The sequence below is a fragment of the Streptomyces sp. AHA2 genome (genome assembly GCF_036857595.1).
Classification (GTDB): Bacteria; Actinomycetota; Actinomycetes; order Streptomycetales; family Streptomycetaceae; genus Streptomyces.
In genome coordinates this window covers 327,507-341,950 of record NZ_JAUQWJ010000003.1, presented here as the reverse complement: position 1 = coordinate 341,950, position 14,444 = coordinate 327,507, and the positions used below count along the sequence as shown (strand labels likewise).

Below are 14,444 nucleotides of genomic sequence, written 5' to 3'. Positions count from 1 at the left end.
AGCTCCGCACCAACGAAGGGGAACGGCGTGAAGCTCACGAAGACTCAGGCGGCAGCGCTGGAGACCATCAAGCGCAACGGCGTTCTCTATGCGTACAACGGTGTGAGCCGCGCAACCATCGCCGTGTTGGAGCGCGAAGGGTTGGTGACGGTTGAATGGACCCTGCGGGACGAGTACACGTACCGCACCCGCCGACACCGTGTAATCGCTGACTGGGTTGCCCGTCCGGCGACCCCGACCAACTAGGGAGACGAACATGTCATCGCTCTTCATCGAAGAACTCGACGGCGAGACCTACCCCACTACGTATGACGCGCTTGAAGCGTGGTGGGCGCTGAACCCGGAGCACGACCCGCGCCCGTATGACCCGATGAACGACGACTTCGGCCCCGTGTGGTCGAACTACGGCGGCTGGGTGGCCTAGCCGTGACGAACGAACAGAAGCGCGAAGTGGCGCGGCACCTGCTGAACGCCGCCGGAACGATGATCGAATACTGGGATGAGCAGGAGACCGGCGTTCCGGTGCAGGATGCACGCGAATGTGTGGCCCGATGGCTGGCACGGCTTCCCGGGACCGACTGGGACGTGCGGCTAGACCAGCGCTGAGCGAAGCCCCTGGGGAAACCTGGGGGCTTTTCGCGTGTTCGGGTTGTGCCTACTCACGTGAGTAGGCTAGGGTCAGCGGAGCAGGATAACGACAGCGACTAAGGGGCGGGCATGGCGAAGCAGACTGCGCAGTACAAGGGAACGACCTTCACGCGCACCAGCGCCCGCAGGTACACGCACGTCGTTGTCATTGAACGGGACGGCGAGTTCATTGACGCCCGCTGGAGCATGTCCCCCGAAGCCGCCGCGAAGCGTCTGCCGCACGGCTGGGAGGCTGAGCGAGTCGCCACGGTGGAAGTCACGCCGGAAGGCGCGGAGGAAATCCAGCCTACTCACGTGAGTGAGCTGGACACGGACAGCGCGCAGGCCGTAGAGTCGCCTGCGCAGGACAACACGACCGAAACGAGGGGGCGGACCATGGCCGCGAAGAAGCTGAAGCTGAAGGACGTTCGGGGCGACGTGCGCATTGGCGCCGTGCCGGGAGCTGACGCGATTCACGCGCTGCGCAATGACGTGGATGAGCGGGGGCGCAACCTGCCGATGTGCACGGTTCGCACGAAGGCACCCATTCAGTACTGGGGCCCGGCCATGGATCAGAAGCCGGAGCTTGAATTGTGCGCCGGTTGCTCGAAGGTCGTGCCGACTGGCGACGTCATCGTGACCGAAGAGCCGGTTCAGGTTCCCGGCCTTGACCTGACGGTCACTCAGAAGAAGATCACGCCCGTTGAGGACGGCGCCGAAGCCGCGTACACCGCCGCTTTCGAGAGTGCCCGTGCCCTGGGCGCTGACCACGCCGAAGCCGCTGACCGCGCCAGTGCGGCGCGCGACGCTCACAACAAGGGAGAGAACATGCCTGCCGCTGCGAAGAAGACGGCCGCGAAGAAGGCCGAAGCCCCCGCCACCGACACGGCGGAGACGAACGACGTCGACGGTACGATCAGCGACGTACACGCGACCATCGACCAGATCAAGGCCATTGAGCCGGGCAGTGAGGGCGCGTTCACGCAGGCTTCGAAGCTGAAGTCTGAGGCTGAGGACAAGATCCGTCAGCTTCCGACGGCGAAGCGCAACACGCTGCGCGCTGACCTCAACGCCGCTTTCAAGGTCGTGGCCGACCAGAAGCCCGCCGACGCGCCGTCCACGGAGGTAGCCGTTCGCGGCAGCGCCGAAGTGGCTGACGACTTCTACCAGTACGACGGCGTGAAGAAGCTTGTCACCGACGGCGTGAAGTACCTGACCGAAGGTCTTGACCTGGGCCTGAAGCTGGGCAACGTCGGTCAGAAGCTCGCACACACGATCCTGGACGTCCGCACCCGCATCCCCAACCCGGACGCGAACGATCTGCCTGACCTCATGGCGGACCGGAAGACCACGAAGAACGCCGCCGCCGAGATCTACGAGCAGGCGAAGAAGGGCATTGCCGACGATGACGTTGAGCGTCTCGCGGCGCACGCGTCCCTCGTTCGCGCTTCTCAGAACAAGATGAGTGACGTTCTTGTCGAATGGCTGGAGTCGTTCGACGGCCCGGAGCGCCTTACGTCCATCGACGTTGCGCGCGGACTCTTTCCCGGCGTGGCTGAGCGTGCGGAAGCCGACCCGGAGCTGAAGATCAGCGACGCCATTCGGGAGCTGTACGCCTCCCACGGGATCACCCTTCCCCGGTACGGCCGCACGGAGCTTGCCCGCTACGACCGGCGCGTGAAGGCGCTGGAGGCCGCCGAGAAGAAGAAGGAAGCGCTGGTTGAGTCCACGGAACCCGGCGCTGAGGCTGAGCTTCAGGAAGTCAACGCAAAGATCGAAGAGCTGAAGGGGGAGATTCCCGCCGACTACCTGTCCGAGAAGCTTGCGCCGAAGCCGGAGAAGACCGACGCCGAGAAGACGAAGGAAGCGCTCGACGCGCTGAAGGCTCAGGTGGAGAAGGCCGGGAAGCGCTTCGCGAAGGTCAAGGGCGCGAACGAGAAGCGGAAGGCGAAGGCGGAGGTTTACGCGATCATTCGCGCTGCCGCCGACGCGTTCGAACTTGACCTGTCCGCCCTGGTCACCAGCGACGAAGAGTAATCAACCGGACACAGTAGGTGGCGCCCCTGGGAATCGACCTGGGGGCGCCTTCCGTAGAAGGGGGTAACCGCATGCTGTACCTGACAGTCGAGTCCCACGACGACGAAGAGACTCACGCACTGAAGTCGGACCCGAACCACTACGTAGCGGAGTGCGGAGCCGCGCCGTCCTTCCCCGTCGGTAAGGCTGAGCCCACGTGCGCACCGTGCCGGACGGCCCTGGGGTTGCCGGTCGACCAGGACCCGGCCGTCGTCGCAGCGTTCGACCGGCTGGGCGAAAGCGTGAAAGCCCGGCTGGAGCGCGAGAAGGGGCAGCGCGAACGCTGAGCGCCCACCACAGCCCCTCTCAGCCCCGTCGGGTCACCACGTACCGGCGGGGCTTCGTCACGCCCTCACAGCGGCGTACAGCGCTGAGCAGCGGGGTGTGATGCTGTGACGCTGTGACTTGTTTTCTGGAATCACATAAGACTTCTCTATAGGCAATCCAGAGTTCGCGTCCCATCATCACAGCGTCACCCGGGTCCCCGACTCCCTTCAAACCACGTAGAAGACACCTACGCTTGAAGGGGGCGACCTTGCCGAAGGTTCGCACTATCTACCGTGGCGGAAGCCGCTTCTACGTCCATCCCGAAGACAGGGAGATCATTCACCCGGGCGTGACGTCCGTAATCGGCATGCTGCCCAAGCAGAACTTCCTTGGGCCGTGGAATGCCAAGATGGCCGCAACCCTCGCCGTGGACAGCATCGACTTCGTTGCCGACATGGCAGCGCGCGACCGCGAAGGCGCGATTCAGTACCTCAGCGGCGCCGCCCGCCGGTACACGAAGGTGCGCGCTGACGTCGGGTCCGAAGCACACGACCTGTTCGAGCGCATCATGAGGGGCGAGTACGTGGGCCGGGTCCGTAGCGACCTTCAGCCCTACGTTGATCACTTCCGCGAGTTCCTGAAGGCCGTCAACCCGGAGTTCGTGCGCGCTGAAGATGTGGCATGGTCGGACACGTACGGGTACGCCGGGTCGTTCGATGTGTGGCTCCGCGTGTGGCTGGACGCTGCGGGGAACATCACGCCGGACCGGTCGGGGAAGCCGCATCTGATCATGGCCGACTGGAAGACGTCGAAGGCCACGTACCCGGACGTTGCGCTTCAGCTCGCGGCGTATCAGCGTGCGGACTTCGTCATCGACGGCGAGACGGGCGAGACGGAACCCATGCCGGAGTTCGACGGCGCGGCGGTGCTGCACATCACGGATGAGACGTGGGCTTTCAAGCCGGTCGAGACGGGTGACGCCGTGTTCGCGGAGTTCCTGCGCCTGCGGGGCACGTTCGAGTGGGACCGTGATCTGAGCCGGAAGGTGATCGGCAAGCCCCTGGCGAAGAAGGCCGGGAAGATCGTGACCGGCACGCAGCGCCGCGCGCGCTAGTAACCGACTCCCTTCCTGGTCTTCAGAAGATCAGGAAGGGAGTTCTTTTCGTGCATGGACAACGGGACATTTTCGAGGGCACGTTCATCCGCGTGCAGTCGGCGTCATTCGGTCTCGCGCTGGAAGTTCAGCTTCGTAAGCGGCGCCGGTTCGGTAGTCGCGTACTGGAAGAGACCTTCGTTTACCCGGCGGAATACCGGACGGCTGCCGACGCAATCAGCGAGGGGAAGCGCCGGGTTCGGGAGCAGCATCGTGCCAGCGAGATTGCGCGTGCCAGATACCGGGCGGCGCTGGAACTGACGGGAGACAGCGAGTGACTCGCGAAGAGGCGCTGAAAACGGCGACTGAGCACGTCGACAAGCTTGCGACGAATTCGCGCGGCTATCAGGACGGCGTGCGCTTCCCGGAGAAGATTGCCGCCGTCGAACGGCTTGCCCGGTTTTTGATGGCCGACGGAACGGACGACGAATGAGCGGCCCCAACTGTCTGTGCAACCCCCAGCGCTCCGGCCTCTGCGGTAGTTGCGGCGGGTAACCGACTCCCTTACCCACTCCCGAAGGCACCGAACAAAGGAGAGTTCCCCTTGAAGGCTTCCGACTTCCTGAAGGTGTTCGCCGTGTGGCTCGTGCTGAGCATCATCGGCGTCGCCGTGGGCGCGCTGGCCATCATGGCGTACACGGCCATGTGGCATCACCACAACGCTGCCGTGCCTGCCGTCGGCTTCGTCGACGCCGCTTACGCGGTCGGCCTAGTGGGTCTGCTGGGCCTTCTGGCGTCGCCTGCCACGCGCAACTAGCGACCTACCGGCCCAACTCACCACACGGAGCCCCTCAGTGCCTCACAAGGGCGCTGGGGGGCTTTTTGTGTTGCCCGTTGTAGCAAGTCACCGACTCCCTTCACCACAAGTGACAGAGAAACACGGACGGGCGGGAAGCCGGAAGCGCAGCGATATGAGCTAACGCCGACCCTTCCCGCCCGCCTATCAAGGGAGATCCCTAGTATGGCTGGTTTCAACCTCTGGGCGACCGACCCCGAGAACAAGCCGAAGCAGCGCGAGACGTACAGCGACGACACCGTTGGCCGACTGCACTCCGGCTACATGGACGAGACCGGCAAGAAGGCCCGTCCCGTGGCGCTGTCTGAGTGGCGTTTCAGCACCGGCGAAAAGGTTGTGGCGGACGCCGTGGCTCAGCTCTTCGGCGGCACTCCGGTCGAAAACGAGGAGTCTCAGTCGGAGAACTTCATCGACGTCTTCTCGTCCGCCACGAAGGTGCCGGTCATCATCGAACCGGACGGCATCCATGCCGACATGAAGCAGTGGGTCAACGGCAAGCTGATCCACCACTGTGACGGCGTCTCCTTCCTGTCGCCCGAAGACAAGGCCGGTGAGCCCTGCGGGTGCCCGACCCTGTTCGCTGAGCGCAAGCAGGCTGCGAAGGACTATCAGGGGCCGAACCCGTCCATCACCGTGACGTTCCGGCTCGCGGATGACCCGGAGCTTGGCAAGTTCAAGTTCGTCACTGGCTCGTGGACGCTCGCGGCCGTGCTCCATGAGGCCATGGACGCGCTGGACCGTGTCGGCACGACGGCGCTCGCGAACTTGGAGCTGGAGTACGTCGAGTACACGCCGACGAAGGGCCCGATGCGGAACAAGCTCGTGTCGTACACGAAGCCGGTCATCAAGATCGTGAAGGCGTACAACGACGCCATTGCCGAGTGAGCCGGGTGGAACGCGCGTCGCCTGAAGCATGGGCGCGCGTGATGCAACACGCGAGCGACGAAGCCGTACGGGCGCCGCTGTGGGAGTACCCGCCGGAAGCCCGCCGTGCCGTCCTTCACGTGCGCGCTGTTCGCTTCGGTACGCCGTCGGCCGACGACTTCGACCCGGAGTACCGATAGATGGCACAACGCGGAACGGTCACCGACTATGCAGGGGAAGCCCTGTATGTCGGTGACCTGATCAACTACGCAACCCGCTGCGGGAACGGAACGCGCGCATCGGACGCAATTATCCGGGAGATCGAGATTCGCTACGCGTACGGCAAGCGAATTCCGTTCCTGAAGGTGCAGCCGACCGGCGTGGAATCCCGCAGTGGACTGGACGAGCGCAAGTCGTTGCGCGAGGAGTGGATAGGGACGGATCACGTGCGGCTTCTGCGCAGCAACGTGACCGGCCAAAGGAACGGCTGAACGACGGAGCCCCGGGCGGAGCAATGCGCTTCGTGCCGGGGCTCGTCGTCGTTTCAGCCTACTCACGTGAGTAGGTAAGAAATGCGAGTATCGCTGGTCATTGGGCCGGACTCCGCGCCTGCCCTGGGGGACGTGCGGGGCGGCAAGGCTGGGGACATGATCTGCCTTAAGCCGGGCGTGACCGACCGGCCCGACTGGGCACGCTACGCCGACGCGCTGATAACGGCCGTCACCCGTGGCGCTTCCGTTGTGTGGTGGACGCCGTGAGCGCGCACCCGCCGAAGTGCCCTTGCCAGCCTTGCCGGAACAAGAGGCGTAAGGCGTACATCAAGGACTATTACCGCAAGCTCCCGAAGGACAAGCGACACACGCTGAGTCAGAAGCGGCGGGCCACGGCGTACGGCGTCCAGCATGAGGAGTACAGCCGCACGGAGATCATGCGCCGCTGGGGCTACCGCTGCGCCTACTGCGACGCGAAGGCCACGCATCTTGACCACGTGCACCCGCTGAGCAAGGGTGGCGCCGATGCTGCGCACAACATGCTTCCGGCATGCGCGAGGTGCAACCTGAGCAAGGGCGCGAAGACGCTCGCTGAGTGGGCGGAGACGTTCGGACCGACGGCAGGTAACCGACTCCCTTCTAGGCCAACGAAGCCGAAGAGAGGGGACGTTCCATGGAGTTCCGAGAGATCCTGAGCCGCTTCAAGCAGGTCAGCGAAGAGCCGGACGGCGGTTATCTGGCCGTGTGTCCGGCTCACGCCGACTCCCGTCCGTCGCTGCGTATCTGGCGGGGGGATGACAACAAGGTCCGGCTGACGTGCCGGGCGTCGTGCAAGACGGAGAAGGTCGTTGAGGCTGCGCGGCTCACGTGGGGCGACCTGTTCAACGCGACCGGCGAAGGTCTGACTGTCCCGAAGGAGAAGCCGAAGATGGTCGGTACGGCGAACGTGGCGGCGCTGCGCACGTGGCTGGAGTCTCTGCCACTGGGCGACGGCTCGTACGCTGCCGACCGGTTCGGTATCGACGCTGCTGAGGCTGCGCGGCTGGGGCTCCGCTACTGGTCTACCGACGTGTGCGACACGTGGCCGATGTTCGTTTCGGGCGCCTTCGCTCGGTACCCGCGTCTCGTGGTTCCGCTGCGGGGCTTTGACGGCGTGATCCGTGGTGCGCAGGGGCGGGACCTAAGCGGGAGGTGCCCGGGGCGTTGGCTGAGCCTGAGCAACCCCGACGGCCAGCGTTGGGCACCGTACGGCGTCTTCAGGGGCGAAGCCGGGTACGGGGTCACCCTGGTCACTGAGGGGCCGGGAGACGCGCTCACAGCCGTTGCCGTCGGGTACGACGCGGTCGCCGTGCGGGGTGCTTCGCTCGTCAACTCCCCTGAACTGATCGCTGAGTTGGCGGAGGGGCTGCGCGGCTCTCAAGTGATCGTAGCTGGGGACAACGACACGGCCGGAGCCGCGTTCACTCTCCGACTGTCGGAAGGACTCGCGGCGCATGGTATCGACGTGTACGCGCTGGAGATCCCGCGCGCCGGTTGGGACTTGACTGACTGGCGTAACGACGGCGATCCGGCGGAGTTCCCGCGTGTCCTTCATGACGCTGTGAAGCGTGCGCGTCCAGTACGCGACCGCGCGACCATGGAGGCGCAGCACCGTCGGGCTGAAGTGGCTCAGCGAACGGGCGCCGTTGCCGTGTCCAGCGACCAGGGCGCCGACGCTGCCCGCATCCTGGGCGACCTTGTGTCGACGTACGGCGAGTCGGACGCGATGAACGCTCACGCGCTTGTGGCGTGGACGGACGGCCGGATCAAGTACGCGCCGGGACTGGGCTACTTCGTGTGGGACGGCGTGACGTGGGTCAAGTCGGCCACGCGCGTGCGGCAGGAAATCCACGCCATGGGTGCGGCGCTCGTGCTCGCTGGGTGCCTGCCGGAGTCGCGCGGCTTCACGATGACGACGCGCATCGACGCGCTCATGACTGAGCTTCGCAGCGTTCCCAGCGTGTATGTGGACGCTGAGGAGTTCGACGCGAAGCCGCACCTGTTGAGCTTCTCGAATGGGGTCGTCGACCTTCGTACCGGCAAGCTCCGGGCGCACGACAAGGGCGACATGCTCACGGTGTCGCTGCCGCTGGAGTACGACCCGACGGCGCAGGCTCCGCGATGGGAACAGTTCCTTACGGAGATCTTCCCCGGCAACCCGGATCTCGTGGACTACGTCCGGCGGCTCGTGGGTTACGGAATCACCGGGAATACGTCAGAGCAGTGTTTCGGCGTGTTGTGGGGGAAGGGCGCCAACGGGAAGAGCGTGTTCACGGAGACGCTGACTGACGTGTTCGGCCGGATCACGAAGACGACGCCGTTCGCCACGTTCGAAGACAAGGGCAATGGGGGCGGGATTCCGAACGACCTTGCAGCCCTGCGCGGTGCCCGTCTCGTCATGGCGTCTGAGGGCGAGTCGGGCAAGCCCATGTCGGAAGCCGTCCTGAAGCGCGTAACGGGCAAGGATAAGGTCACTGCGCGTTTCCTGCGGCAGGAATTCTTCACCTTCTCCCCCACGTTCTTGATCCTGCTCGCTACGAATCACAAGCCGCGTTTCAAGTCGCAGGATGAAGGACTGTGGCGCCGCGTCAAGTTGATTCCGTTCACTCGGTATTTCGCGCCGGATGAACGGGACTACACGTTGGACCAGAAGCTTCGGGCTGAAGCTGCGGGCATTGTGGCGTGGGCCGTACGCGGAGCCGTGGAATGGTACGCAAAGGGGCTTCGCGACCCGGAGTCGATTTCCAGCGCGACCCGCGAATACCGGGCCACGTCTGACGCGCTGGCCGGTTTCTACCCGGGCATTCTCGAAGCGGCGGACGACACTCATGTCCTTCCGGGTGCCGACGCGTACAACGAGTATCGCGACTGGTGCGAGGCGGAGGGGCTGAAGAGCACGGAGGTTTGGTCGCGTAAGGCGTTCTATCAGGCCATGGAAGAGCGCAACGTGACGAAGAAGAAGACGCGCACGGGTATCGCGTTGGTCGGCGTGCGCCTTGCCGATGCGCCTGCCGCTGCGCCTGCTTCGGGCATCTTCGCGAAGGACTAGCCCACGGGGCCCCAGCTTACTCACGTGAGTAGGTTGGGGCCCTTTCGCGTTTACGTATAGTGACGATCTTGCCCCATGCCGGCATGGGCTGAACCCGGACAGAAACGGACATAGCTACTACCGCGGTATGCGCGGAGAGTGACGTCACCGACTCCCTTCTAGGCCAGTGAGTGAAGGGAGTTGAGGCATGATCACGTATCGCCATGACGTTGCCGGGGACGTCGTCACGATCCGAATCCCGGAGACTGACACTGACCTTCGACAATTCATGCACTGGGCGCGCTCGAAACCGGAACTTGCCCTGGACACGGAGACGACCGGCCTTGATATCTACGCCGACGGATACCGGCTCCGCACCGTGCAATTCGGCACTGCGCACGAAGCGTGGGTAATCCACTGGGAACTTCGCGGCCGGTTCATTGAGGCAGCGGAATGGGTGCTGAAGCACTGCCCGCGCTTCCTGATTCACAACGCGCCGTTCGATTGGCTCGTCCTGGACGCACATACGAACGTGTCCATGGAGTCGCTTGCGCCGCGCACGACGGATACGAAGATCAAGGCCACGCTGCTGGACCCGCGTCAGCCGCAGGAAGGCGGCATTGGTACCGGCCTGAAGCCGCTCAGCGCGTTCTACGTCGACCCTGGGGCGCCGGACACTCAGGGCGACCTTACGGCCGTGTTCCGGTCCCTGGGGCTCACGAAGAAGACCGGTTGGGCGGGTATCCCGCTGGAGCACCCGACGTACAACCTGTACGCCGGGCTTGACGTGATCTACACGGCACGCCTGAACCCACGGCTTGACGCCGAGCACGAGCGTCTGAGTGTCCGCCCGACGCTTCTCCAGTACGAACACGAGATTGCGTACATGTGCGCGCATATGCAGCGCGCAGGGCTCGTGCTTGACCTTGAGTACGTCGACACGCTCCGCCGGATGCTGCGCGAAGAAGAAGCGAAGCATCTTGAAGTAGCGGCAGGCTGGGGCGTCGACTCCGTCAACTCCGGGGCGCAGGTCGCGGAAGCTCTGTTGGCCATGGGCGAGACGTTGACGGAGCACACCGACGGCGGGGCGCTGAAGGTCGACAAGGCCGTGTTGCTGCCCTTGGCGGACCTTGATCGGGACTGGCAGCGCATCGGGGCGCGTGAGCCGAACCCGTTGGCCGAAGCCGTCCTGCGGGCTAAGCGGGCCGGTAAGTGGGTCACGGCGTACGCCGACAAGTTCGCGGCGAACGTGGACCCGCTGGGGCGCATTCACCCGACCATCAACACGCTTCAGGCCCGCACGGGGCGCATGTCCATCACGGGCGACTTCGCAGCACAAACGCTGCCGTCATCCGACTGGATGATTCGCCGCGCAATCCTGGGCGACCAGCCGGACCACGTCATAGGAAGCGTCGACTTCCAAGCCATCGAAATGCGCGTGCTCGCGGCGCTGGCCAATGTGAAGCGCATGAAGCAAGGTTTCGTGTCCGGCGGATCCGACTTCGACATTCACATGTATACGGCCAAGCTCATCAAGGGCGAAGGCGCCACGAAACGCGACAGGAAGGTGTTCAAGGGCGCCGGGTTCGGAAAGGTATACGGCGGAGGTATCACCACGATTTCGAGGCAAACCGGCGCCCCCGAGTCGGAGATTGCCCGCGCCGTCGCGGAGTACGACCGCGTGTTTCCGGAGATCAAGCGCGCGTCGTCGAAGTGGCAGCGGGAAGCGCGGGCTACGGGGCTCGTCACTGTCTCCGTGACCGGCCGTCGCCTTCCGCTGGACCGTAACCGCACGTACGCCGTCGTGAACTATCAGTGTCAGTCGGCGGCGCGTGACGTCCTGGGGCAAGCCATGCTCAACATGCGCGAAGCCGGACTTCTGGAGTACATGAAGCTTCCGATTCACGACGAGATCGTGTTCAGCGCCCCGAAGTCGGACGCGAAGGACATTGCGCGTGAGTTTGAGCGCTGCATGACCATGGATCTGTTCGGTGTCCCTGTCGTCGCTGAGGCGGAGCTGGGCGGCCGGTCCTGGGGGTCGCTGTACGGCGCCGACGTCTGACCTGTTCGGCCGTCAGATCACGCCCGAGTAACGATCCTGCCTACTCACGTGAGTAGGTTGGCCATCATCCGAACGGATGACCGAAGGCCCGTTGCCTATTAAACGAAGGTAACGGGCCTTCGTGCATATGCCAGACCAGTCATACCCAAGGATGAGACGCGGTTACGCCTTCGAATCCTCAACAACTGTCCGACGCCATCAGCAGTCTTCCCTAGTGCCACGGCAGAGAAAGTGCCTACTCACGTGAGTAGGCACCGGGTTATGTTCGTGGTGCACGACGGACCGGAACTGATCAACCCCCGTCGGCAAGAGTCGGTGACCGATTGGTTACCTCCGCATGCCCTCAGCGCGTGCGGAACCTTGCCGTGAGCTGGTTGTGACGCCCGCCGTCGCCCCCTAGGTCACCGACTCCCTTACCCGGATTCGACACCGACCTAGGGGAGTAACCCAGTGCTGACCATCGACGTCATTCGCGCTGCCCAGAACAACGACCTTGCTGCCACGGCGGCAGTCATCGAAGCCACCGATTCGCGGGTTGCCGTGCTGGCCGATCAGGCAGCGCGCCGCATGGCCCCCCACGGTGGTGCCCGTCTCGCGGACTACCGCGAAGAGTTCACGCAGGTGGGCCGGATCGCCGTCTGGGAGCTTCTCAGCCGCTTCACGGACGACACGGCCGAAGCCTTCCTGCGGCTCACGTACACGACCGTTGACAACCGGCTGAAGGATGCCGTGCGCGATGCGCGCAACGTGGTGGCGGGTGCCGACGAGAACGCCATGAAGACCTTCGCAGCCATGGTGGAAGCCGCCGACGGCGACGTGTACGAAGCGGCGAAGCTCGCACAGACCTTGCCGCCGAAGGGACGCCGCCTCAGCGCTGACCGTGCCGAAGCCGCCCGGCTTGCGTGGCAAGGCACCGTGTCCATCGACAAGCCCATGGGCGGGTCGAATTCGTCCAGCGTCTATCAGAACAGCACCCTTGCCGACTTCATCCCCGCGAGCGACGAAGAGCCGGACGGCGAGATTCGCCCGAAGGTCGGTGTGGGCGCCGCCTCCGAAGCCGTTCACGTGCTCATGCGCTACGTGACCGTGCCGAAGGACGAGAAGGCCGCTGCCGCCCTCTCGGAGACGCTGAGCGCGTGCGTCTGGGGCTACCCGACCCTTCCCGCCGTCGAAGCCCTTGAGGACGTCGTGCGCGTCCCCAGCGACCCGACTGAGCGCCGGTACGTGCTGGACGCCATGGCCGTGCTCCGATCCGCCGTGTCCACTGCCACCGAAGGCGCGCTGGCCGACGACCTTCGGGACGTCCGTGATGAGCGCATGGCCGAATCCGCCGAGAAGCACACCCGTGTGCACGACACCCTGAAGTCGATGGGGCAGGCACAGCGGGACGTTCTCCGGCACTCCTTCGGCATCGGCGGCGCCACTGACTTCGGCTGGGGCGACGGGTGCGACATGGACGGGCTGTGCGAAGCCCTGGGGATGACGTACGCCAACGTGAAGGCGCACCGCTCGAAGGGCCGGAAGGCGTTTGCGAAGCGCTACGTGGCGGCCGTTGCGCTGACCGGTGCCACCAGCTACGCGGCCGTTCTCGAAGCCGCCGCTGCGGCCAACCTGAAGCCCGCCGGGCGCAAGTAACCGACTCCCTTACTGGCACTCAGAAGACAGGAGAAACGCCATGCAGTCTCAGACCTTCCAGCTTTCCGACCACACGGTGACGGTGTCGCGCGTCGGCAACGTTCTGGAGTTCACCACGAAGAACGCCGACGGCGACGTGATCAGCACCGTTCCGCGCACCTTCGCGGAGTCGGTCCCGCTGCTGAAGAAGCTCGCCTGTAAGGCGGCGTAACACCCGGGGGCTTCGGCCCCCTCAAGCCCCGGGCGTAACCGGTACGGCGCGAAGGGTTCGACTCCCTTCCGGGGCGCTTGGCGCGGATTGGCAGAAGGTAAGCCGGTTCGATTCCGGTATTCGGCTGGAGCCGTTGTGGGGTTCGACTCCCCTTAACCATGGTGGCTAATAGGGGGGCACCCCGCCTAGGAAGGTTCGATTCCTTCCCCGCGCACGCAAGCACACATCACGGCGAAGGAGAGACGGCGTGAAGGTATGGCGAGTCGCCCACGAGTCGGCGGAGTGCGCAGGGTTTCCCGCCGGGCCGTACGCGTGCAGCTCGGTGGTTCCGAAAGAGTCGCTGGATCTCATCTGGGGCATGGGGCTTTCCCACGCCGATGATGAGCACCCGTCCCCGTACGCCGACGCGGAACTTCAAACGGTCCGGGACTGGGAGCGTTGCGGCTTCAACTCGAAGGCGGCGCTTTTCCGATGGTTCGCCGGATGGCTGGGGAGGCTGGACGAAGCCGGATTCCGGCTTTTCGAGTACGAGGTTCCCGACGATCGCGCCCGTGTCGGCCAGTACGGACAAGTGGTCTTTCACGAGGAATTCGCGCGCGAGATTCACCGGTCACCCCTTGACCTTTCGGCCGAACAGTTGACGCTTTTCGCATGAGGCTGACGCCGTGGCAAGAGGCGCGCATTCATCTGATAGCCGATATCGCAAAGGAGAGAAGCAAAATGCTTCAGGTCACCACCGAAACGAAGGCCGCGATGACGTGCGAGAAGGGGCGCGTGGTCGGGTTCGTCAAGTCGAACGAGCCGGGGAAGATCAGCCTCGCCGTTCCCGCTGACCGTGCTGTGATGACTCCGGCGCAGGCTCGACAGCTTGCCGCGTGGCTCGTCGAAGAAGCCGACAAGATCAGGCCGACGACGGCGACGAGTCTGAACGACTGGAGTGCGCAGGAAGCGAAGCGGCAGGCCGACATACGGGCAGCGCTGAACCGTGACCGCGTGAGCTTTCGGGGCGTCGCGTACGAGCGCCGCATGTCGTCCGGCGACGGGCGTGAGTTCTCGTGAGCGACGAGCCGAAGCCGCCCCGGAAGTCGTACGACGTGCTTCAGCTTGCCCAGTGGATCGCCGGAGACGACTAGCAACCTGGGGCGCTCAGCCTACTCACGTGAGTAGGTTGGGTGCCCAGCGAGGAGAGACATGT

18 protein-coding genes and 1 tRNA gene are annotated in these 14,444 nt (G+C 64.6%); all 19 read left to right on the top strand.

Going from position 1 to position 14,444, the window contains the following annotated elements:
• Nucleotides 1-27 precede the first annotated feature (27 nt).
• On the top strand, nucleotides 28-246 hold the full coding sequence (locus Q5694_RS08910) for a hypothetical protein (RefSeq protein ID WP_333931967.1): 219 nt from the start codon (nucleotides 28-30) through the stop codon (nucleotides 244-246).
• A gap of 10 nt (nucleotides 247-256) precedes the next feature.
• The gene (locus Q5694_RS08905; RefSeq protein WP_333931966.1) at nucleotides 257-424 is read left to right on the top strand and encodes a hypothetical protein; all 168 of its coding nucleotides are present in this window, start codon (nucleotides 257-259) and stop codon (nucleotides 422-424) included.
• Nucleotides 425-426: 2 nt separating this feature from the next.
• On the top strand, nucleotides 427-606 hold the full coding sequence (locus Q5694_RS08900; protein WP_333931965.1) for a hypothetical protein: 180 nt from the start codon (nucleotides 427-429) through the stop codon (nucleotides 604-606).
• A 111-nt stretch (nucleotides 607-717) separates the two neighbouring features.
• Nucleotides 718-2,664 (top strand): hypothetical protein, encoded by a 1,947-nt coding sequence (locus Q5694_RS08895; protein ID WP_333931964.1) that lies wholly within the window; start codon nucleotides 718-720, stop codon nucleotides 2,662-2,664.
• A gap of 71 nt (nucleotides 2,665-2,735) precedes the next feature.
• Complete coding sequence (locus tag Q5694_RS08890) at nucleotides 2,736-2,990, top strand: hypothetical protein (RefSeq protein WP_333931963.1); 255 nt, start codon at nucleotides 2,736-2,738, stop codon at nucleotides 2,988-2,990.
• A 248-nt stretch (nucleotides 2,991-3,238) separates the two neighbouring features.
• A complete protein-coding gene (locus Q5694_RS08885; RefSeq protein ID WP_333931962.1) occupies nucleotides 3,239-4,084 on the top strand; it encodes a hypothetical protein in 846 nt (281 codons plus the stop codon).
• Nucleotides 4,085-4,134: 50 nt separating this feature from the next.
• Complete coding sequence (locus tag Q5694_RS08880) at nucleotides 4,135-4,401, top strand: hypothetical protein (protein ID WP_333931961.1); 267 nt, start codon at nucleotides 4,135-4,137, stop codon at nucleotides 4,399-4,401.
• Nucleotides 4,398-4,556 carry a hypothetical protein gene (locus Q5694_RS08875; protein ID WP_333931960.1) on the top strand — a complete coding sequence of 53 codons (159 nt, stop codon included), beginning with the start codon at nucleotides 4,398-4,400 and terminating at the stop codon, nucleotides 4,554-4,556. The genes Q5694_RS08880 and Q5694_RS08875 overlap by 4 nt, the downstream gene beginning before the upstream one ends.
• A 111-nt stretch (nucleotides 4,557-4,667) precedes the next feature.
• Nucleotides 4,668-4,880, top strand: a complete 213-nt coding sequence (locus Q5694_RS08870) for a hypothetical protein (RefSeq protein WP_333931959.1) — start codon at nucleotides 4,668-4,670, stop codon at nucleotides 4,878-4,880.
• 204 nt (nucleotides 4,881-5,084) lie between these two features.
• On the top strand, nucleotides 5,085-5,804 hold the full coding sequence (locus tag Q5694_RS08865; protein WP_333931958.1) for a recombination directionality factor: 720 nt from the start codon (nucleotides 5,085-5,087) through the stop codon (nucleotides 5,802-5,804).
• Between the two features lie 179 nt (nucleotides 5,805-5,983).
• A complete protein-coding gene (locus tag Q5694_RS08860) occupies nucleotides 5,984-6,274 on the top strand; it encodes a hypothetical protein (protein ID WP_333931957.1) in 291 nt (96 codons plus the stop codon).
• Between the two features lie 251 nt (nucleotides 6,275-6,525).
• Nucleotides 6,526-6,969 (top strand): HNH endonuclease, encoded by a 444-nt coding sequence (locus Q5694_RS34810; RefSeq protein WP_443040833.1) that lies wholly within the window; start codon nucleotides 6,526-6,528, stop codon nucleotides 6,967-6,969.
• Entirely contained in the window at nucleotides 6,948-9,362 is a 2,415-nt protein-coding gene (locus Q5694_RS08855; RefSeq protein ID WP_333931956.1) for a phage/plasmid primase, P4 family, read from the top strand. The genes Q5694_RS34810 and Q5694_RS08855 overlap by 22 nt, the downstream gene beginning before the upstream one ends.
• Before the next feature lie 187 nt (nucleotides 9,363-9,549).
• Nucleotides 9,550-11,403 carry a DNA polymerase gene (locus Q5694_RS08850; protein WP_333931955.1) on the top strand — a complete coding sequence of 618 codons (1,854 nt, stop codon included), beginning with the start codon at nucleotides 9,550-9,552 and terminating at the stop codon, nucleotides 11,401-11,403.
• A gap of 450 nt (nucleotides 11,404-11,853) precedes the next feature.
• Nucleotides 11,854-13,038: a sigma-70 family RNA polymerase sigma factor gene (locus Q5694_RS08845; RefSeq protein ID WP_333931954.1), complete on the top strand. Its 1,185-nt coding sequence runs from the start codon at nucleotides 11,854-11,856 to the stop codon at nucleotides 13,036-13,038.
• Between the two features lie 40 nt (nucleotides 13,039-13,078).
• Complete coding sequence (locus tag Q5694_RS08840) at nucleotides 13,079-13,249, top strand: hypothetical protein (protein ID WP_333931953.1); 171 nt, start codon at nucleotides 13,079-13,081, stop codon at nucleotides 13,247-13,249.
• An 80-nt stretch (nucleotides 13,250-13,329) separates the two neighbouring features.
• Nucleotides 13,330-13,463, top strand: a tRNA-OTHER gene (locus Q5694_RS08835).
• Nucleotides 13,464-13,496: 33 nt separating this feature from the next.
• A complete protein-coding gene (locus tag Q5694_RS08830) occupies nucleotides 13,497-13,904 on the top strand; it encodes a hypothetical protein (RefSeq protein ID WP_333931952.1) in 408 nt (135 codons plus the stop codon).
• Nucleotides 13,901-14,308, top strand: coding sequence for a hypothetical protein (locus Q5694_RS08825; protein WP_333931951.1), 408 nt, complete (start codon nucleotides 13,901-13,903; stop codon nucleotides 14,306-14,308). The genes Q5694_RS08830 and Q5694_RS08825 overlap by 4 nt, the downstream gene beginning before the upstream one ends.
• The last annotated feature ends 136 nt before the right edge of the window (nucleotides 14,309-14,444 follow it).